Source organism: Roseomonas populi, from assembly GCF_024594815.1.
GTDB lineage: Bacteria > Pseudomonadota > Alphaproteobacteria > Acetobacterales > Acetobacteraceae > Roseomonas > Roseomonas populi.
The window spans coordinates 236,381-255,508 of the sequence record NZ_JANJOU010000001.1 but is presented as its reverse complement, the minus strand read 5'-3'; the positions used below and the strand labels follow the sequence as shown (position 1 = coordinate 255,508).

Below are 19,128 nucleotides of genomic sequence, written 5' to 3'. Positions count from 1 at the left end.
TGGCGACATCCTCTTCCCCGCGGCCCCGGCAGATCCTGCCGCCCGGAAACCGGCCGTTAACCCCTGGTCGCCACACTCGCCCCATCGGAACGGCAGGAAGCACCCGACCCTATGGCCCATGCGGCGGCACCCACAGCGGATGGAGCGGAAGCGCCCCCGAAGAAGGGCGGCGGGAAGAAGCTGATCCTCCTCGCCCTGCCGCTCCTGCTTGGCGGCGTCGGCGCGGGCCTCTGGTTCAGCGGCATGCTCCCCTTCGGCAAATCCGCCGAGCACACCGCGGAACACGCGGCGGCAATCGGCGGCCACGGCGGCGCCCAGGCCCCCGCTGCCGGCCAGCCCGCGAAGCCGCCCGTCTTCCTCGACCTGCCGGAGGTGCTGACAAACCTCAACGTCACCGGCCGCCGCGCAACCTTCATCCGCCTGAAGGCGAAGCTCGAACTCGCCTCCGAGTCCGACGCCGCCGCCATTCAGGCCGCCATGCCCCGCCTGCTGGACCTCTTCCAGACCTACCTGCGGGAAATGCGCCCGGAGGAACTGCGCGGCAGCCAGGGCACCTACCGCCTGCGGGAGGAGCTGCGCAACCGCGCCTCCCTCGCCGCCAGCCCCGCGCGGATCCAGGACGTCCTCTTCGTCGAGATGATCGTGCAATGAGCCCCCCCTCCAGCAACGAGGAGGACGACCTCGCCGCCGCCTGGGGTGCCTCGCTGGAGGAGGAGCCCGCGGCTGGCACCGATTCAGCCCGCGTCCTCAACCAGGCGGAGATCGACAGCCTCCTCGGCTTCGACAGCGAGGTCACCGCCGACAACAAGTCCGGCATCGAGCGCATCATCAGCAGCGGCCTCGTCTCCTACGAGCGCCTGCCGATGCTGGAGATCGTCTTCGACCGCCTGGTGCGGCTGATGAGCACGACCCTCCGCAACTTCACCTCCGACAATGTCGAGGTCTCGATCGACGGCATCACCTCCCTCCGCTTCGGCGACTACCTCAACTCGATCCCGCTACCCGCCATGCTCGCGGTCGCGAAGGCGAAGGAGTGGGACAATTACGGGCTGATGGTCGTGGACTCCGCCATGATCTACTCCGTGGTGGACGTTCTCCTCGGTGGCCGCCGCGGCACCGCCGCCATGCGCATCGAGGGCCGCCCCTACACCACCATCGAGCGCACCCTGGTGGAGCGCCTCATTAGCGTCGTCCTTCGAGACGTCTCCGCCGCCTTCGAGCCCCTATGCCCCGTCGAGTTCCAGTTCGAGCGGCTGGAGGTGAATCCCCGCTTCGCCGCCATCTCCCGGCTCTCCAACGCCTGCATCCTCGTCAAGCTCCGCGTGGAGATGGAGGACCGCGGCGGCAAGGTGGAGCTCCTCCTCCCCTATGCCACGCTGGAGCCGGTGCGCGAGCTGCTCCTGCAGCAGTTCATGGGCGAGAAGTTCGGCCGCGACTCCATCTGGGAAAACCACCTGGCCGACGAGCTGCGCCACACCGACATCGCCCTCGACGTGGTGCTGGACGAGCAGCCGCTGCCTCTCTCCACGATCGTGAACCTGAAGCCCGGCGACCGCATCACCCTCAACGTCGGCCCCGGCGCCCCCGTGCGCCTCCGCTGCGGCGAGGTCCCCCTCTTCGAGGCGGTGCTCGGCCGCCGCGAGAACCGCTTGGCCGTGCGGATCGAGCGCGAGCTGAAGCGCATCGGATCGGAGGGCGTGGCATGAGCGCGCTGGAATGGTGCGTGCAGGGCGCCCTTCTCCTGCTTCTCCTGGCCGCGCTGCCCTTCATCCTCCGCCTGGAGCGTGGGCTTGCCGCCCTGCGGCGGGACCGTGCTGCCGTCGCTGAAGGCACGCAGGGCATCCAGGTCGCGGCGCGGGACGCGGCATCAACCCTCGCCGGCCTTCGAATCGCGCTGGAGACGGGCGCCCGCCAGGCGGCGACCGCGGAGGCGCTGCGCGACGAGCTGCGCTTCCTCGTGGACCGGGCAGAAGGCCTCGCCGACCGGCTCGACGCGCTCGTCCGCCAGGGGCGCCCCCTGGCCGCACCCGCCGCGGCCCCGGCGTCCGCCGCCGAGGATCCGGCCCCACGCAGCCAGGCCGAGCGCGACCTGCTCCGCGCCCTGAGGATGGCTCGCTGATGCCCCGTCTCCCCCGGATCCCGCGCCCACGCCTGATGCCCGCCATCCTCGCTGCCTGCGCCGGCCTCGCGCTGGTGAAGGCCGGCGCCCTCTGGCAGGCCGCGCCGGGCGAGGGGCTGCTCGTCGCCAGTGCCGTCGCCTCGTCGCCGCCACCCGCTCCCGTGAAGCCGGCCCCGCCGCCACCTCCGGCACCGCCGCCGCCCGATCCCGTGGACCAGGCCGAGCGCGACCTCCTCGGCCGCCTGCGGGAGCGCCGGACGGAGATCGAGGCGCGCGAGTCCGCCATGGCCGCCCGCGAAGCCGTCCTCGCCGCCGCCGAGCGCCGCCTCACGGCGCGGCTGGAGGAGATGGCCGCCCTGAAGTCCCGGCTGGAGACGCTGGAGCGGGGCAGGGGAGAGCGCGAGGAGGCCGGCTGGCGCGGCCTGGTGAAGACCTATGAATCCATGCGCCCGCGCGATGCCGCCACCGTCTTCGACGATTTGGAAATGTCTGTGCTCGTACAGATCGTCAATCGGATGCGGGAAGCGAAGACCGCCCCGATTCTCGGCGCCATGCGCCCGGATCGGGCCCGCACGCTGACCGCGGAGCTCGCAAGGCTCCGCGCTGCTGACAACCGGACGGAATGAAAGGAGAGTCCTGCCGATGGACAAGAACACGAACGTCCTCATCGTCGATGACTACAAGACGATGCTGCGCATCATCCGGAACCTGCTGAAGCAGCTCGACTTCAACAACGTCGAGGAGGCGACGGACGGGCAGGAGGCCCTCTCCAAGCTCCGCGCCGGCAATTTCGGCCTCGTCATCTCCGACTGGAACATGGAGCCGATGACGGGCCTGGACCTGCTGAAGGAGGTGCGGGCCGATGCCCGGCTGAAGTCCATCCCCTTCATCATGATCACCGCCGAGAGCAAGACAGAGAACGTCGTCGCCGCCCGCGCTGCTGGCGTCTCGAACTACATCGTCAAGCCCTTCAACGCCGAGACGCTGCGCGACAAGATCGAGAAGGTGATGGCCCATGCCTGAGTCAGCCGCCGACATGGTGCGCCCGCAGGTGGCGCTCCAGGTCATGACAGATCTGAACCGCACCGAGACCGCCCTTCTCGCCGAGTTGGAATCGCTCGGCCGGATGGTCGCCGCCGCGAAGGAGGAGATCGCGGCGATGCGCGTGGAGAACGTGGACGCCACGCACCTCCCCGCCGCGACTGACGAGCTGGACGAGGTGGTCCGCAGCACCGCTGACGCCGCGAACGAGATCCTCGACGTCTGCGAGACGCTGGAGAACCTTCAGCCGAAGCTCGACTCCGAGGCGGCGGACACGGTCGCCACCTGCGTGACCCGCATCTACGAGGCCTGCGCCTTCCAGGACATCACCGGCCAGCGGATCGGCAAGGTGGTGAACGCGCTGAAACAGATCGAGCAGCGCGTGCGCGAGACCACAGGCCGCTACGCCCGCTCCTCCGCCCTGCCGGCCCGCCACGCGCCGGCGCGGACGGAGGGCGAGCGGCTCGCCAACGGCCCGCAGCCCACCGCCGCCGCTTCCTCCCAGGCGGAGATCGACGCGCTGCTGGCGAGCTTCGACTGATGCGCGGCGCGGCGATCCTCGCCCTGTGCGGCCCGCTGGTCCTCGCCACCCCCGCCCTCGCGGAGAGGGCGGCGGTGCGGGTCGGTAACCATCCCGGCCATGGCCGCATCGTGCTGGACCTCGCCGCGCCGGACATCCCCTACCGGGTGGAGGAGGGGCCGGAAGGCACCTTCCTGCGCCTCGCCCCGGGCGTTCAGCCTGACCTCGCCGCCGCCCGCCGCCCGCCGCGCAACGTGACGGCGCTGGAGGGAACGGCGGACGGCCTGCGCATCCGCATCCGTCCTGGCGCGCGTCTCCGCCATTACCGCCTCGGCAGCCGCCTCGTGCTGGACGTGCTGGATGCCGCCGCGTCCCCAGCCCCCACGCCCCCGGCAACGACCTCGCCGGGCTCCGCAACTCCTGCCGGCACCGCGTCCCCCGGCCTGGCCGCCCCACGCCCCGCCCCGACTCCCGCCACCGAATCGCCCGTTCCCCCATCATCCGTTCCTGCACCGCCTGGCCTCGCCGCGGCCGCGCCTCCTCCTGCGCCGGCCAGCGTCGCCCCGGAGCGTCCCGCAGGCATCCCCCTCCGCACTGCTGCGGCCGAGGGCGGTCGCGCACTCCTGCTGCCTGGCAGCGCGGAGGCTGGCCTCGCCATCCTGCGCCGCGGCGACCTGCTCCTGCTCGTGCTGGACCAACCGCAGGCCTACGACCCATCGCCCCTGCGCGATGATCCTGTCTTCGGCAGCCTGCGCGTGGAGCGGCTCCCCGAAGCCACGATCCTCACCCTTCCCATCGCCGCTCCCGCCGGCCTCGCCGCCCGTCGGCAGAACGGCCAGTGGCTGATCGCCCCCATTCCCGTGCCCCCGCGGGAGCGATCCATCCTCGCGGAGCCGTCGGAAGGCCGCGTTGTGTTCCGCGCTGCCGCTCCGGGCCGCCCCGTGCCCGTCCTGGACCCCGAGACCGGCCTGCCCCTCCTCGTCGGCACCGTCCGCGAACCCGGCCAGGCCGCGCCGCTTCCGCGCAACCTGGCCCAGATGGACCTCCTGTCTACCCAGCTCGGCATCGCCGCCCTGGCTCGCGCCGACTCCGTCGCCCTCCGCCGCGCCGGGGACCGCTTCATCCTTTCCGGCACGTCCGGAGCCGTCCTGCCGGAGCCGCCCGCCGATGCGGGCGCGATGACCCGCCTCATGGAATTGCCTAACCTTCCGGCCGCCGCGGCGCAGGAGCGCCTGCGCGCGCAGGCGGCCAGCCTCGCTGCCGCGCCGCCCCTAGCCCGCCACCTGCTTCGCCGCGCTGCCGCCGAAGGACTCCTGGCCCTCGGCCTTGCCCAGGAGGCCCAGTCCATGATCCGCCTGGCCTTCCAGGAGGACCCGCGCGCCTCCGCTGACCCCCGGAGCCTTCTTGTCCACGCCGCAGCCGCCCTGCTTGCCGGCCGTCCCGGTGAAGCGCAGGCCCTCCGCAGCGCGAACCTGCCCGCCAGCGACGAGGTTGCCCTCTGGCGTGCCGTGCTCGCCGCCTCGGCGGGCGAGGGGAGCGCCGCTGCACCGGCCTTTGCCGCCACCCTGCCCATCCTTCTCGCCTATCCCGACCCGCTGCGCGCCCGCCTGCTGCCGATGGCCGCCGATTCCGTGCTGGAGGCCGGCGACCTCCCCGCAGCTCGCCGCCTTCTCCAGGCAGCCGGTGAGCGCCTGGACCTCGCCCTCGCTGCCGCCCGCCTCGCCGAGGCGGAAGGGCGCAACGATGAGGCCCTGGAGCGCCTCGCCCGCATCGCCGAAGGGCGCGACCGCCTGGCCCGTGCCCGAGCCCTGCGCCGCGCGGCCGAGATCCGCCTCGCCGCTGGCACGATCACCCCTGCGGCCGCGGCCGCGGCGCTGGAGGCCGCGCTATTCGCCTGGCGCGGCGACACGGAGGAGTTCGGCACCCGCCTGCGCGCGGCGGCCCTGCGCCAGCAGGCCGGCGACGGTCGCGGCGCGCTGGACATGTTGAAGGAGACCGCCGAGGGCTACCCCGATCGCGCCGCCCAGCTCCGCCCTCTGCAGGAAGCCGCCCTGCTGCAGGCCATGGTCCAGGAGCCGCCGACCCTCGCCGTCGCCCTGGTCGAGGCACACGCGCCCCTGCTCCCGGCAGGGATCCGCGCGGCCGAGGCTCTCCTGACCCTCGCCGAACGCCTGAACGCCATGGAACTGCCCGACCGCGCCGCCACCCTCGCCACCCAGGCGCTGGAGCGCGCCCCGGCCGAGGCGCGCCCCACCCTGGCGCTCCGCGTCGCCGCCCTCCGCCTCGCCGCCGGCGACGCGGCCGGTGCCGCCGCCGCTATCGAGAAGGCGCCGGACCTGCCGGACCAGGCCGTCGAGCGCGGGCTCCTCCTCGCGCGCGCCAAGGCCACCGCGGGGGCCGCTGAGGAGGCGGCATCTATTCTCCGCGGCCTCGGCACCCCTGGCCTGCCAACGCTGGCGAACCTTCTCGCAGAGCGCCGGGATTGGACCGGCGCCTCGGACGCGCTACTGACGCTGGCCGCCGGGACCCCATCGGATCCGGCCACACCCCTCAACCTGCTTCGCGCAACCGCCTTCGCTGCCCTCGCAGGGGATGCCAGCCGCCTCTCCGCAATCCGCACGGGGTGGCTGTCAAAACTCGGGAGCGGCTCCGTGGCCGAGGCGGTCGGCCTCCTCACGGCCGATCCGGTCCGCGGCCTCTCCGATCTTCCCCGGCTCCAGCGCGAACTGGACCTTTTCCGGGGATTCCCAGAGAGGCTGGAGGCCTTCCGGACAGCGGCAGCTTCTTCAAGGTAAGCCACGCGTCGAACGCGGGGGGGAGCCGCGTTTTTTTCGGCCAGAATGTTCCGAATTCACTTGCGATAGGGGCCCGCGTGCCTCATATGCGCCGCCGTTGACCTGATCGAATTTCCGATCGTCCTGGTCATCTGCCGGTCGAGGAATGGGGGCCCAAATGGACTTTCACGTTGCTCCGCTGGGGATGGTCTCGGATGCAAGCCCGAGCGAAGCCCAGTTCACTGAAGAGACGAAGGACTACTTCGTCGAGAAGAACGGCGTTCGCTTCGCCGGGACTCACCTGATTATTGATCTGTGGGGTGCGACGAACCTCGACGATCCCGCGCACATCGACGAGGTGCTGCGCGAGGCCGCGATCGAGACGGGCGCGACGATCCTGCACGGCCACTTCCACCACTTCCAGCCGAATGGCGGGGTGAGCGGCGTGCTCGTGCTGGCCGAGAGCCATGTCTCGATCCACACCTGGCCCGAGAAGTCCTATGCCGCGCTCGACATCTTCGTCTGCGGCGTCTGCGACCCCTACCTGGCGATTCCCGTGCTGAAGCGCGGCTTCCTGCCGGAGCGCGTGCAGCTGGCGGAGCACCGCCGCGGCATGCAGGCCTGACACCAGAACGTCACGCACGAGACCGGGGGGCGGGCCCTAGGGTCCGCCCCCTTCTTCTGTCCGGAGACCGTCGATGACCACTGACTCCTGGGTGAACGAGACGCTTTACCCCGCCTGGGGCCAGCGCTTCCGCGTCGTGCGCGAGCTCGCCCGCGTGAAGTCCGACTTCCAGGACATCATGGTCTTCGAATCCGAGACGCATGGCCGCGTCATGCTGCTCGACGGCGTCGTGCAGATCACCGAGATGGACGAGTTCGTCTATCAGGAGATGCTGACGCACGTCCCGCTGCTCGCCCACGGCGATGCCAAGCGCGTCCTGATCATCGGCGCAGGCGATGGTGGCGTCCTCCGCCGCGTGCTCGAGCACAAGAACGTCGAGAAGGCCGTCATGGTCGAGATCGACGGCGAGGTCATCCGCCTCGCGAAGGAGTTCCTGCCCGGCGTCGCCGGCGATGCCTGGAACGACCCGCGCGCCGAGGTTCTCGTCGCCGACGGCATCGATTACGTCCGCAAGGCCGTCGACGGCTCCTTCGACGTGGTGATCGTGGACAGCACAGACCCGATCGGCGTCGGCGAGGTCCTCTTCACCGACGAGTTCTATGCCAATGCGGCGCGCCTGCTCTCGGATCGCGGCCTCATCGTGAACCAGTGCGGCGTTCCCATCATGCAGGCGGAGGAACTCGCCGAGACCTCGGTCCGTCGCGGTAAGGCCTTCCCGGACATCTGGGCCTTTGTCGCCGCCGTCCCCACCTATGTCGGCGGCTACATGACGCTCGGCTGGGCCGCGAAGGACGCTTCGATGCGGAGCGTCGGCGTGGACGAGATCCGCGCCCGCGCCGAGCGCGCCGGCATCCTCGGCAAGACCGGCTACTGGACGCCGGAAATCCACGTGGGCGCCTTCAACCTGCCCCCGTACATCTCGAAGCACCTGCCCCAGAAGGCCTGAAGGCCAGGGCAGGGGCGGCTACGGCCGCCGCGCTCCACCGGTTCCCGTTTGGCCGTCGCCCGCCATTCTGGCGTGCGGTGACGGATTGGGAACACGGGGCCGCGGCGGCCGTCTCTCTCCGGCCGCCATGCTCCACCGGCCCCCCGGTTTGGCCGTCGCCCGCCTGACCATCCTTCAAGATGGGGGCGTGCGGTGACGGATTGGGGGCGCGGGGGCATGGCGGCCGTTTTCAGTTCCCGGCAAAGCCCTGCACCAGGCTCGCCGAAACCAGCCGCCACCCGTCCACCATCACGAAGAAGATGATCTTGAAGGGCAGCGCCACCACGCTCGGCGGCAGCATCATCATGCCCAGCGACATCAGCAGCGACGCCGCGACAAGATCGATAACGAGGAACGGCAGGAACATCAGAAAGCCGATCTCGAAGCCGCGCTTCAGCTCGCTCACCATGAAGGCCGGCACCAGCGCGCGCCACGGCGCCTGATCCGCCGCTGCCTGCGCCGGCAGCCCTGCCAAGTCCAGGAACAGCGCCAGGTCCGTCTCCCGCGCATTCGCCAGCATGAACTTGCGGAACGGCTCCGCCGAGGCCGCCAGCCCGTCCAGCTCCGCCATCTGCCCCGCCAGCATCGGCTGCAGCCCCTGCGCCCAACTCGCCTCCACGACCGGCTGCATCACGAAGAAGGTCAGGAACAGCGCCAGCCCGATCAGCACGGGGTTCGGCGGAATGCCCTGCGCGCCGATCGCACTCCGCAGGAGCGAGAGCACGATCACGATGCGCGCGAAGGCCGTCGCCATTACCAGCAGGGAAGGGGCCAGGGACAGCAGCCCGATCAGCGCCGTCAGCTGCACCAGCCGCGCCGTGCTGCCCGCCCCCGAACCGCCGAAATCCAGCGACACGGAATGCGCCAGCGCCACCCCCGGCACCAGCAGCAGCGCGCCCGCGATCAGAGCCAGCCGAGGAAGCTGTCCTGCGGCCCGCCCGTCACGACCAGCGCCTCCCGCCCGTCCACCCGCAGGATCACGGCCCGCCGCCGCGAATCGATCGGCGTCACCTCCACCACCCGCATCCGCCGCGGTCCCGCCACGGCCAGACCGCCGCGCCGCGCCAGCCGCGCCACCAGCCACAGCAGCCCCAGCACCAGCGCCAGCGCGCCGGCCGCCGTCACCCACTGCCCCATCCCACCGTCCATGGTCCGCCCTCATGCGCCGGCACCGGCGCGGGAAATCCGCGACCGCAGCCCGTTCACCTGAGCCAGCAATCCCGTCAGCGCTGGCCGCGTCGCGCGCCCTTCCTCGGGCGGCAATGCCAGGGCGGCGTCGCACAGCGTCGCCACCTCTCCCTCCAGCCCTTGCAGATCAAGGTCCCGTCCTCCCAGGAGAAGGGCCTCGGCGAGGCTCAGCACGCCGTGCAATTCATCGACGGCGGTGAGCACGGCATTTTGCGGCGTGCTTGTCATGCTCGGGATCATGGGCCCGGGATCCCTGCCGAACGGTTAATGCGGCCCGCCGCGCTCTCCACCGAAAATTAAGGATCCCGGCCGAAGATGCCGGCATGGACATCACCGGCAAAATCCCGCCCGGCTCGAACGCCATGGACCTCGCCGAAACCCGCCTCCGCTGGCTGGACCGGCGGCAGGAGGTCCTGGCCAGCAACATCGCCAATGCCGATACCCCGGGCTACCGCGCACGGGACCTCGCCCCCTTCGCCCGGCACCTCGCCCGCGCCGCCGATCCCGCAACCCTCGCCCGCACCGACCCGCGCCACCTCGCCCCGGCCGGCGCCGGCGACCCCGCCGCCCGCGCCACCCCGGCGGAAGAGGTCTCGCCCAACGGCAACGCCGTCTCCCTCGACGAGCAGGCGCTGAAGGTCGCCGACACCGATTCGGCCCACGCCCTCGCCATGGGCCTCTACAAGCGATGGAACGGCATGTTCCGCACCGCGCTGGGCCGCAGCGGCTAGCGCGCCCCGGCCGCCAACGGAGAAACCGCATGGATCTCGACAAGGCGCTCCGCATCTCCGCCGCCGGCATGGCCGCGCAGTCCACGCGCCTGCGCGTCGTCGCGGAGAACCTGGCCAACCGCGACAGCACGGGCGAGAGCCCCGGTGCCGAACCCTATCGCCGCCGCACCGTGTCCTTCGCCGAGCGCCTGGAGCGAGAGACAGGCACCCGCGCCGTCGCCGTCAGCCGCGTCGCAGGGGCGCCCGGCGAGTTCCCGCGCCACTACGATCCCTCGCACCCCGCCGCCGACGCCACGGGCTACGTGAAGACCCCGAACGTGGACAGCCTCATCGAGGTGATGGACATGCGTGAGGCCCAGCGCTCCTACAGCGCCAACCTCTCCGTGCTGGAGACCACGCGCGGCATGCTCACCCGCGCCATCGAGGCGCTGCGCTGATGCCCGCCCCCATCGGCGCTGCCGGTGCGGCGGCAGCCTACCGAACCGCCACGGCAGCCCCCGTCGCGAACCCCGCGGAGGGCTTCGGCGGCGCCCTGAAGCGCGCGATCGAAGGCGCGGTCGAGTCCGGCCGCCAAGCGGATACCGCCAGCACCGGCGCGATGCTCGGGCAGGTCAGCGTCACCGATACCGTCCTCGCCGTCAGCCGCGCGGAGCTCGCCCTGCAGACCGCGGTCGCCGTGCGGGACCGCGCCGTCTCCGCCTATCAGGACATCATGCGGATGCCGATCTGATGGAAGCCGACCTCGTCGCCCAGTCGATGCGCGACTCCCTCTGGGTCACGCTCCAGATCGGCGCGCCGCCGCTCGTCGCGCTCCTCGTCGTCGGCCTCGCCGTCTCCGTCCTCCAGGCCCTTACCCAGATCCAGGAGCAGTCGCTCGCCTTCCTCCCGAAGCTGGCGGTGGCGGGCGGCGCGCTGCTCCTGCTCGGCCCCTTCATGGTCGGCGTGCTGCACGACTGGACCGTCACCCTCTTCGACCGCATGGTCACCCTGGGCGGTCTTTGACGGTGGGCGGGTTGTGACGGAAGCCGCCTTCCTTGAGGCGCTACCGCACCTGGCCTTCCAGGCCGTGCTCGTCCTCGCCCGCATGGGCGCAGCGACGATGATCCTGCCCGGTCTCGGCGAGGCCGACATCCCCGCGCCCGTGCGCCTGGGAATTGCGCTCGGCCTCGTTCCCGCCCTGCTCCCGGTCCTCGCCCCCAACCTTCCCGGCGCCCCCGATTCCGCCGCCGAAACGCTGCGCCTGATCGCGCTGGAGATCGCCACCGGCCTCTGGATCGGCGGCCTCGCGCGCCTGCTCGCCATGGCGCTCTCGGTCGGCCTGCAGGTGGCCGCCTCGCTGCTCGGCCTCGCCAACGTCCTCGCGGCCGACCCCAATCTCGGCGGCGGCGCCTCGGCCCTCGGTCGCCTCGGCACCCTCGCCGCGGCGGTGCTGGTGCTCTCCACCGGCCTCTACGCCCTGCCGCTCCGCGCGCTCGCCGAGAGCTACGCGCTGATGCCTGCCGGCACTCCCTGGCCCGCCGGCGCCGCGGTGAACGAGATGGCGGAGGCGGGCGCCGCCATGCTCGCCCTCGCACTTCGCCTCGCCGGGCCCTTCGTCGTGGTCGCCGTTGCCATCAACCTTGCCATGGCCCTCGTCTCGCGCGTGGCGCCCTCGGTCCAGGTCTTCTTTGTCGCGGCCCCCGGCCAGATCCTTGCCGGCCTCGCGCTGCTGGCCCTCCTCGCGCCCCCGCTCCTCGCCACCTTCCGGGAAGCCGTCGCGGCCGGCTGGGCCGACCTGCCGGGGCTGCGCTGATGGCCGAGGAAGGCGGCGAGGAAGCGGAGGACAAGACCGAATCCCCCAGCGCCCGGCGGCTCGACAAGGCGCGGGAGGAGGGCCAGGTCCCGAACTCGCGGGAAGCCTCGGGCTTCGCCGCCCTGCTCCTCGCCGTGCTGGCCGCCGCCATGGCCGCGCCCTCCCTCGGCCGGGACCTCCTGCGCGCCCTGCGCGGCATCCTGGAGCGCGGGCACGAGCTCTCGCCACAGGCGGCGCTGGAGGTGCTGATGCCCTCCGCGGCCCTGCTTGTCCCGGTGCTCGGCGCCGCCGCCGTCGGCGCCGCCGCAACCACGCTGCTGCAGACCCGCGGCCTCGTCTCGGCGAAAGGCCTTGCGCCCCAGCTCTCGCGCCTTTCACCGGTGTCCGGGCTGAAGCGGATCCTCGGCGCTGAATCGGTGATCGAGTTCCTGAAGACGCTGCTGAAGATGGTCCTCGTCGGCGCCGCCATCTGGCACGCGGGCGGCGCGCCGGAACTGCTGGAAGCGGTGATGCACCAGCCCGCCGCGGCGCTGCTCGGCACCGTCGCGGATGGATCCCTGCGCCTCCTGGCCGCAACCCTCGCGGCCTTCGCGCTCCTCGCCGGCGCGGACGTCTTCCTCGTCCGCTTCCGCCACCTCCGCCGCCTGCGGATGAGCCGCCAGGACATGAAGGAGGAGGCGAAGGACTCGGAAGGCGACCCGCACGTGAAGGCGAAGCAGAAGGCCTTCCGCCAGAAAATGGCGCGGCGCCGCATGATGGCCGCCGTGCCGAAGGCGGCGGTCGTCATCACCAACCCCACCCACTACGCCGTCGCCCTCGGCTACGAGGAAGGCTCCAGCGCCGCCCCGAAGATCCTCGCCAAGGGCGCGGACGAGGTCGCGGCGAAGATCCGCGAGAAGGCGCGGGAGGCTGGCGTCCCCCTCGTCTCGAACCCGCCGCTCGCCCGTGCCCTCTTCAAGCTGGAACTGGAGACCGAGATCCCGCCGGAACACTACCAGGCCGTTGCCGAGATCATCGCCTTCGTCTGGCGCGCCCGCGCCGGGCGGGTGAGCTGAAAGGGGGATGATGGACGCCTCCAACGCACGCGCTAGGCTGCGGATCGTGGCGAACGGCATCCGCAATCTCCTCGGCCTCCCCGAACCTGGCCCGATGGCGCTGGACCCGGGCCTCGCCGCCCTTCTCGACGGCCTGCCCCATGGCGCCGTCCTGCTGGACGCGCAGGGAATCGTGCTGCGCGGAAACGCGGCCCTGCGCGCCATGCTCGGTCCCGCCCTGCCGGTCCGCCCGGGCCTGCCCGTCCTCTCCCTCCTTGATCCCGCCGCGCGGCCCGATGCCGGGGCCTGGCTGGAATCGGCCATCCCCGCTCCGCTCGAATCCGTTCTCGCCGCAGAGGAGGGAAGGGCGCCCGTTCCCGTCCTGCTCCGTCTGATCCCCATGCCGAACGGCGCCCGCGCCCTGCTGGCCGAGGATCTGTCGGAGCGCGACCGTCATCGCGAGGAGGCCGAGGCGGGCGAGCGTCTGCGCGCCATTGGCCAGCTGGCCGGCGGCATCGCGCACGACGTGAACAACCTTCTCTCCATCATCCTCGGTGCCACGGATGCCGCCATCCTCGCCGCCCCAGCCACGCGGGAGGAGTTGCGGCCCGCGCAGGACGCCGCCGCCCGCGGCGCCGGCCTGGTGCGCCGCCTCCTTGCCTTCGCCCGTCGCCAGCAGCTCGAACCCCGCGTGCTGGACCTGGACGAGGCCGTCGCCGCCGCCACCTCGATGCTGCAGAGTCTTCTCGGCCCCGAAGTCGCGCTGGAGATGCATCCCGGCGCCCTCGGCCGCCGCGTCCGCGTCCGCGTCGATCCCCTGCAACTCGACCAGATCCTCCTCAACCTCGCCGCCAACGCCCGCGACGCCATGGGCGGGAAGGGGAGGCTGACGATCGCGACGGATACCGCCCTCGCTCTCCGGGAGGAGCCCGGCCACCCGGACCCTCTCCCACCCGGCCGCTGGGCCGTGCTGGAGGTGTCCGACACCGGCCCCGGCATCCCGGCGGAAATCCTCCCCCGAATCGTCGAACCCTTTTTCACCACTCGCATGGCGCAGGGCGGCACCGGCCTCGGGCTGGCCACGGTGCACGGCATCGTCCGTCAGTCCGGCGGAGCCCTGTGGATCGAGAGCCGCCCGGGCCTCACCCGCTTCCGCATTCACCTGCCCCGGCACGAGGGCGAGGCCGAGCCGGAACCCGCGCCTGCGCCCGCCCCTGCAAGCCCTGCCGGCCGCCACATCCTCCTCGTGGACGACGAAGCCCCTCTTCGCCGCCTTGCCGCCGTGGCGCTGGAACGCGCCGGCCACCGCGTCACCCAGGCCGAGGACGGCGACACGGCCCTGGAGATGATCGAGGACGGCCTCCGCCCCGCCACCCTCGTCTCGGACATTGCCATGCCAGGCCTCGATGGAGTTGCCCTGGCCCGTGCAACCCGGGCCATCCTTCCCCACATGTCGGTGGTCCTCGTCAGCGGCTACGCCGAGGCCGCGCTCGGCCAGGAGATGGGCCGCGAGGGGGTCGTCTTCCTCCCTAAGCCCTATCGCCCCGCCCAGCTCGTAGACCTCGTCGCGCGCCTTCCCGAACCCCTTTCCACTTGAACTTTGCTGCCGAGAACGTAATATGAACATCCCGAGCCGAGGTCGTGTTTGGCGCTTGTGCGCGACCGACCCGGCCGGTTAACAAGCGCGTGAGGTGACGGCCGAGGAGCCGCTCCCTCATCCGCCGGTGGCACGCCGGAAAGCGTCCACCGATCGCCGCAAGGAACCTTTCCAGTATGGAAAAGAACAAGGCTCTCGAAGCCGCTCTCTCTCAGATCGAGCGTTCCTTCGGGAAGGGCTCCATCATGCGGATGGGCGGCAAGCAGATGAACGAGGAGATCGAGGTCATCTCCACCGGCTCGCTCGGCCTGGACCTCGCGCTCGGCATCGGCGGCCTCCCCAAGGGCCGCATCATCGAGATCTACGGCCCTGAGTCCTCGGGCAAGACCACCCTCGCCCTGCAGTGCGTCGCCGAGGCCCAGAAGAAGGGCGGCACCTGCGCCTTCATCGACGCCGAGCACGCGCTCGACCCCGGCTACGCCCGCAAGCTCGGCGTGGACGTGGACAACCTCCTCATCTCCCAGCCCGACGCCGGCGAGCAGGCGCTCGAGATCGCAGACACGCTGGTGCGCTCCGGCGCCATCGACGTGCTGGTGATCGACTCCGTCGCCGCCCTCGTCCCGCGCGCCGAGCTTGAGGGCGAGATGGGCGACAGCCACGTCGGCCTGCACGCCCGCCTGATGTCCCAGGCGCTGCGCAAGCTCACCGGCTCCATCTCCCGCTCGAACTGCATGATGATCTTCCTCAACCAGATCCGGTTGAAGATCGGCGTCATGTTCGGCAACCCGGAGACGACCACGGGCGGCAACGCGCTGAAGTTCTACGCCTCCGTCCGCATGGAGATCCGCCGCATCGGCGCCATCAAGGAGCGCGAGGAGACCACGGGCAACCAGACCCGCGTGAAGGTGGTGAAGAACAAGATGGCCCCGCCGTTCCGGCAGGTCGAGTTCGACATCATGTACGGTGAGGGTGTATCCAAGGTCGGCGAACTCCTGGACCTCGGCGTGAAGGCCGGCGTGGTCGAGAAGTCCGGCGCCTGGTTCTCCTGCGACAGCCAGCGGATCGGCCAGGGCCGCGAGAACGCCAAGCAGTTCCTGCGCGACAACCCGGCCATGGCCGAGAGCGTCGAGCGCCGGATCCGCGAGCAGGCCGGCGTCGTGGCCAACGCCATGATGACCACCCCGGACGCCGAGGAGGCCGCCGCCGCGGAGTGATCCGCACGGCAGCGCCGAACGAAGGAAGGGCCGCACCCCCGGGTGCGGCCCTTTCTCGTTCCACCCCATGCGCTTGACACCCCGCTCTCCCCACTGGTTCGCTCACGAAAGAGGAAAGCTGCCACCGCACCACCCGGCCCATCACCGGAGGAGCCCCGCATGCCCGCCATCCCCCGCCGCCTGATCCTCGCCGCCCCCGCGCTGCTCACGCTCCGAGAACGCCCCGCCGAAGCCCAGCCCGTCAGCACCGCCACGCTGAACCTCGCCGTCAGCGCCCCGCCCAGCTCCGTGGACCCGCACTACTACACGCTCACCCCCAACAACGCCCTCGCCCAGCACATCTTCGACTGCCTGGTCCACCGCGACGCGAGCGGCCGCCTCATCCCCGGCCTCGCCGAATCCTGGCGCCTCGTGGACGACACCACTTGGGAATTCCAGCTCCGCCAAAACGTGAAGTTCCACAACGGCGAAGCCTTCACCGCGGAAGACGTGGTCTACACCGTCAACCGCATCCCCAAGGTCGTGAACAGCCCCGGCTCCTTCGTCGTCTTCACCAAGGCCATCCAGTCCATGCAGGTGGTGGACCCCCACCGCATCCGCATGAAGACCGCCGGCGTCTACCCCCTCCTCCCCGCCGACACCTCCCAGTTCACCATCATCCCCCGCAGCCTCGGCGAGGCCCCCAACACCGGCGACTTCAACAACGGCAAGAACGCCATCGGCACCGGCCCCTATCGCCTCATCGCCTTCCGCAGCGGAGACGTGGTGGAGCTGGAGCGCAACGAATCCTACTGGGGCGAAAAACCCGCTTGGCAGAAGGTCAACTACCGCATCATCGCCAACGACGGCGCCCGCACCGCCGCCCTTCAGGCCGGCGACGTCGCCTTCATCGACGCCGTCCCCACCGCCGACCTCGCCCGCCTCCGCACCGAATCCCGCCTCCGCATCTCGGAAATCACCAGCCTCCGCTCCGTCTATCTCCGCACGGACTTCCGCCCGGAATCCCCCTACGTCACCGGCCCCAACGGCGAGCCTATCAGGAACCCCATGACGGACCTCCGCGTCCGCCAGGCCCTGACCATGGCCATCAACCGCCCCGCCATCGCCGACCGCATCATGGCCGGCGCCGCCCTCCCCACCGCCCAGTTCATGCCCCCCGGCGCCTACGGCTACGTCCCCGACCTCCCCCCCACACCCTTCGACGCCGAAAAGGCCCGCAAGCTCCTCCAGGAAGCCGGCCTTCCCAACGGCTTCTCCCTCACCCTCCTCGCCAGCAACGACCGCTACGTGAACGACGCCGGCGTCGCCCAGAGCATCGGCCAGATGTGGACCCGCATCGGCGTGAAAACGAAGGTCGACACCATGCCCTTCTCCGTCGTCGCCCAGCGCGTCGCCCGCCTGGACAACTCCGTCTCCATGGGCGGCTGGGCCAACTCCAACGGCGAACCCTCCTCCGGCCTCCGCGGCCTCCTCGGCACCCGCGACATGGAGAAGGGCTGGGGCACCGTGAACCGCACCGGCTACAGCAACCCCCGCTTCGACCAGGTCCTCGAACAGGCCATGGCCACCAACGACGACGCCGCCCGCGAGAAACTCATGCAGGACGCCACGAAGATCGCCGCCGCCGACGTCGCCTGGATCCCCCTGCACGTCCAGAAGAACATCTGGGCCATGCGCCAGGGCTACACCCACACCCCGCGCGCCGACGAGATGACCCTCGCCATGGACGTGCGCCCGGCCTGAACACCCCAAGGGGGAAGAACGAATTCTTCCCCCTTGGAACCCCCATCATCTTCTTCCAGCAGGCTGCCGCGGAACCCCGCCAACGCCCGCACCAGCAGGGAAGGGGGCTACGAAGCCCCCACGCTCCCCAACTCCTGCTCCACCACGCTCACCCAGTACCCCACCCCATACGGAATGGCCTCGTCGTTGAAGTCGTAGTTCGGCGTGTGCAGCCCCTCGCTCGTGGCCCCACCCCCGCCATTCCCCATGAACATGAACGCCCCCGGCCGCGCCTCCAGCATCTGGGAGAAATCCTCCGCCCCCAGCACCAGCGGCGCATCCCCCTCAACTGCGCCCGCACCCACCAGCGCCCCGGCCGCGGCCTTCGCCACCTCCGTCTGCTCCGCATGGTTGAACAGCGGCGAAGTCCCCCGCCGGTACGACACCTCCGCCGAGCACCCGAAGGCCGAAGCCAGCGCCTGCGCCAACTCCCCCATCCGCCGCTCGATGGTGTCCCGCACCGCCGGCGTATAGCTCCGCGCCGTCCCCCCCAGCACCAGCTCCGCCGGCATCACGTTCAGCGACTCCATGGACCCGCCATGGATCGCCCCCACGCTCACCACCGCCGTATCCACCGCCGCGATGTTCCGCGAAACGATGGTCTGCAACGCCAGGATGAACTGCGCCTGCAGCACCGTCACATCCGTCGAAAGATGCGCCGCCGCCCCGCCATGCCCGCCCGTTCCCCGGAACGTCACGGTGAACCGGTCCGCCGCCGCCAGCGCCGGCCCCGTCCGCGTCGCGAACTGCCCCACCGGCAGCCCCGGCTCATTGTGCAGCCCGTACACCGCATCCACCGGGAACCGCTCGAACAACCCGTCTGCCAGCATCGCCTTGGCGCCCCCGCGCCCCTCCTCCGCCGGCTGGAAGATGAACTGCACCGTCCCCCCGAAATCCGGGTTCTGCGAGAGGTGCCGCGCCGCCCCCAGCAGCATCGTCGTGTGCCCGTCATGCCCGCACGCGTGCATCGTGCCCTTGGTCGTGGAGGCGTGCGCCAGCCCCGTCGCCTCCTCGATCGCCAGCGCGTCCATGTCCGCCCGCAGCCCGATCGCCCGCTGCCCCGGCAGCCGCCCCTTGAGCGTCGCCACCACCCCGAACTTCCCGACGCCCTCCGTCACCTCCAGCCCCCAGCCCCGCAGGGTGTCGGCCACCAGCTTGGAGGTCCGCACCTCCTCCATCCCCATCTCCGGATGGGCATGGATGTCGCGGCGGATGGCGGTGAGTTCGGGCTGGAGGGCCTTGATGGCGGCGCGGGCGGTGTCGTCCATGGGGGAGGGCTCCGGTTCTGAGGAGGGGAACTGGGAGTGTGAGCCGGGGCGAGGGGGATGGCTAGGGTGGTGCGGGTGCCTTGTGAGCGAGCACCGCTGGCTTTCAAAATCTGCGGCGGCGTTTGCAGTAGGCCATCCCTTATTATGCCGAGAACCTGAGCCCCGGTTTCGCCTAACCGGTTGCCGTAATCATTCCCTCAACTGCGAATTCGGTAGAGGAACTATCTTTCCAAAATCCGGATGATTTGCGAACGAACGCCTTAGTTCATCCGAACTGGGGACCTTGTCGTTGACTTTGCGTCTGGCTTCATCGAGGGCAATCTCATGTCTTATTGATAGTGATCTTCTTAGGATTGCTGGTATTTGTCCGGCTCGGAGAATGACCATTGATGCGCCAGCTAACAATATAGCTTGGCTTGCTCTAGGCACCAGTCCGACATTTGGGCGCGGTAAATTGC

General features: G+C 70.8%; 22 protein-coding genes. 18 read left to right on the top strand and 4 right to left on the bottom strand.

Features of this window, described 5'->3' with window-relative positions; genetic code table 11:
* The first annotated feature begins 111 nt into the window (after positions 1-111).
* The 9 genes from NRP21_RS01305 (at position 112) to speE (ending at position 8,025) form a co-directional block, all read left to right on the top strand.
* On the top strand, positions 112-651 hold the full coding sequence (locus tag NRP21_RS01305) for a flagellar basal body-associated FliL family protein (RefSeq protein ID WP_257714357.1): 540 nt from the start codon (positions 112-114) through the stop codon (positions 649-651).
* Complete coding sequence (gene fliM, locus NRP21_RS01300; protein ID WP_257714356.1) at positions 648-1,706, top strand: flagellar motor switch protein FliM; 1,059 nt, start codon at positions 648-650, stop codon at positions 1,704-1,706. The genes NRP21_RS01305 and fliM overlap by 4 nt, the downstream gene beginning before the upstream one ends.
* Entirely contained in the window at positions 1,703-2,119 is a 417-nt protein-coding gene (locus tag NRP21_RS01295; protein WP_257714355.1) for a DUF6468 domain-containing protein, read from the top strand. The genes fliM and NRP21_RS01295 overlap by 4 nt, the downstream gene beginning before the upstream one ends.
* The gene (locus tag NRP21_RS01290) at positions 2,119-2,745 is read left to right on the top strand and encodes a MotE family protein (RefSeq protein WP_257714354.1); all 627 of its coding nucleotides are present in this window, start codon (positions 2,119-2,121) and stop codon (positions 2,743-2,745) included. Before NRP21_RS01295 ends, NRP21_RS01290 begins: the two co-directional genes overlap by 1 nt.
* Positions 2,746-2,761: 16 nt before the next feature.
* Positions 2,762-3,142: a response regulator gene (locus tag NRP21_RS01285; protein ID WP_408639591.1), complete on the top strand. Its 381-nt coding sequence runs from the start codon at positions 2,762-2,764 to the stop codon at positions 3,140-3,142.
* Positions 3,135-3,701 carry a protein phosphatase CheZ gene (locus NRP21_RS01280; RefSeq protein ID WP_257714353.1) on the top strand — a complete coding sequence of 189 codons (567 nt, stop codon included), beginning with the start codon at positions 3,135-3,137 and terminating at the stop codon, positions 3,699-3,701. The genes NRP21_RS01285 and NRP21_RS01280 overlap by 8 nt, the downstream gene beginning before the upstream one ends.
* A complete protein-coding gene (locus NRP21_RS01275; protein ID WP_257714352.1) occupies positions 3,701-6,475 on the top strand; it encodes a hypothetical protein in 2,775 nt (924 codons plus the stop codon). The genes NRP21_RS01280 and NRP21_RS01275 overlap by 1 nt, the downstream gene beginning before the upstream one ends.
* Positions 6,476-6,632: 157 nt before the next feature.
* The gene (gene speD, locus NRP21_RS01270) at positions 6,633-7,079 is read left to right on the top strand and encodes an adenosylmethionine decarboxylase (protein WP_408639590.1); all 447 of its coding nucleotides are present in this window, start codon (positions 6,633-6,635) and stop codon (positions 7,077-7,079) included.
* 73 nt (positions 7,080-7,152) lie between these two features.
* On the top strand, positions 7,153-8,025 hold the full coding sequence (speE, locus tag NRP21_RS01265) for a polyamine aminopropyltransferase (protein WP_257714351.1): 873 nt from the start codon (positions 7,153-7,155) through the stop codon (positions 8,023-8,025).
* A gap of 229 nt (positions 8,026-8,254) precedes the next feature.
* Here speE and fliP read toward each other — a convergent pair whose 3' ends face one another.
* Genes fliP through NRP21_RS01250 form a run of 3 tightly spaced genes read right to left on the bottom strand, consistent with a single transcriptional unit; the run spans position 8,255 to position 9,480 of the window.
* Entirely contained in the window at positions 8,255-8,938 is a 684-nt protein-coding gene (gene fliP, locus NRP21_RS01260; protein ID WP_408639589.1) for a flagellar type III secretion system pore protein FliP, read from the bottom strand.
* A 29-nt stretch (positions 8,939-8,967) separates the two neighbouring features.
* Positions 8,968-9,213 carry a flagellar biosynthetic protein FliO gene (locus NRP21_RS01255; RefSeq protein WP_257714350.1) on the bottom strand — a complete coding sequence of 82 codons (246 nt, stop codon included), beginning with the start codon at positions 9,211-9,213 and terminating at the stop codon, positions 8,968-8,970.
* Positions 9,214-9,222: 9 nt separating this feature from the next.
* Positions 9,223-9,480 carry a hypothetical protein gene (locus NRP21_RS01250; protein ID WP_257714349.1) on the bottom strand — a complete coding sequence of 86 codons (258 nt, stop codon included), beginning with the start codon at positions 9,478-9,480 and terminating at the stop codon, positions 9,223-9,225.
* 95 nt (positions 9,481-9,575) lie between these two features.
* Between NRP21_RS01250 and flgB the strand changes: the two genes are divergently transcribed.
* The 9 genes from flgB to NRP21_RS01205 all read left to right on the top strand — a co-directional run bounded on the left by flgB (position 9,576) and on the right by NRP21_RS01205 (position 17,363).
* Positions 9,576-9,983 (top strand): flagellar basal body rod protein FlgB, encoded by a 408-nt coding sequence (flgB, locus tag NRP21_RS01245; protein ID WP_257714348.1) that lies wholly within the window; start codon positions 9,576-9,578, stop codon positions 9,981-9,983.
* 29 nt (positions 9,984-10,012) lie between these two features.
* Positions 10,013-10,420, top strand: a complete 408-nt coding sequence (gene flgC / locus NRP21_RS01240) for a flagellar basal body rod protein FlgC (RefSeq protein ID WP_257714347.1) — start codon at positions 10,013-10,015, stop codon at positions 10,418-10,420.
* Complete coding sequence (gene fliE / locus NRP21_RS01235; protein WP_257714346.1) at positions 10,420-10,713, top strand: flagellar hook-basal body complex protein FliE; 294 nt, start codon at positions 10,420-10,422, stop codon at positions 10,711-10,713. Before flgC ends, fliE begins: the two co-directional genes overlap by 1 nt.
* On the top strand, positions 10,713-10,985 hold the full coding sequence (locus NRP21_RS01230; RefSeq protein ID WP_308219857.1) for a flagellar biosynthetic protein FliQ: 273 nt from the start codon (positions 10,713-10,715) through the stop codon (positions 10,983-10,985). The genes fliE and NRP21_RS01230 overlap by 1 nt, the downstream gene beginning before the upstream one ends.
* A 13-nt stretch (positions 10,986-10,998) precedes the next feature.
* Positions 10,999-11,775, top strand: a complete 777-nt coding sequence (locus NRP21_RS01225; protein WP_257714345.1) for a flagellar biosynthetic protein FliR — start codon at positions 10,999-11,001, stop codon at positions 11,773-11,775.
* The gene (locus NRP21_RS01220) at positions 11,775-12,830 is read left to right on the top strand and encodes an EscU/YscU/HrcU family type III secretion system export apparatus switch protein (RefSeq protein WP_257714344.1); all 1,056 of its coding nucleotides are present in this window, start codon (positions 11,775-11,777) and stop codon (positions 12,828-12,830) included. The genes NRP21_RS01225 and NRP21_RS01220 overlap by 1 nt, the downstream gene beginning before the upstream one ends.
* Before the next feature lie 7 nt (positions 12,831-12,837).
* Positions 12,838-14,406: an ATP-binding protein gene (locus NRP21_RS01215; RefSeq protein WP_257714343.1), complete on the top strand. Its 1,569-nt coding sequence runs from the start codon at positions 12,838-12,840 to the stop codon at positions 14,404-14,406.
* Positions 14,407-14,582: 176 nt separating this feature from the next.
* The gene (gene recA, locus NRP21_RS01210) at positions 14,583-15,620 is read left to right on the top strand and encodes a recombinase RecA (RefSeq protein ID WP_257714342.1); all 1,038 of its coding nucleotides are present in this window, start codon (positions 14,583-14,585) and stop codon (positions 15,618-15,620) included.
* A gap of 159 nt (positions 15,621-15,779) precedes the next feature.
* Entirely contained in the window at positions 15,780-17,363 is a 1,584-nt protein-coding gene (locus NRP21_RS01205) for an ABC transporter substrate-binding protein (RefSeq protein WP_257714341.1), read from the top strand.
* Positions 17,364-17,470: 107 nt separating this feature from the next.
* Here NRP21_RS01205 and NRP21_RS01200 read toward each other — a convergent pair whose 3' ends face one another.
* Positions 17,471-18,670, bottom strand: a complete 1,200-nt coding sequence (locus tag NRP21_RS01200; RefSeq protein ID WP_257714340.1) for a M20 aminoacylase family protein — start codon at positions 18,668-18,670, stop codon at positions 17,471-17,473.
* Positions 18,671-19,128 lie beyond the last annotated feature (458 nt).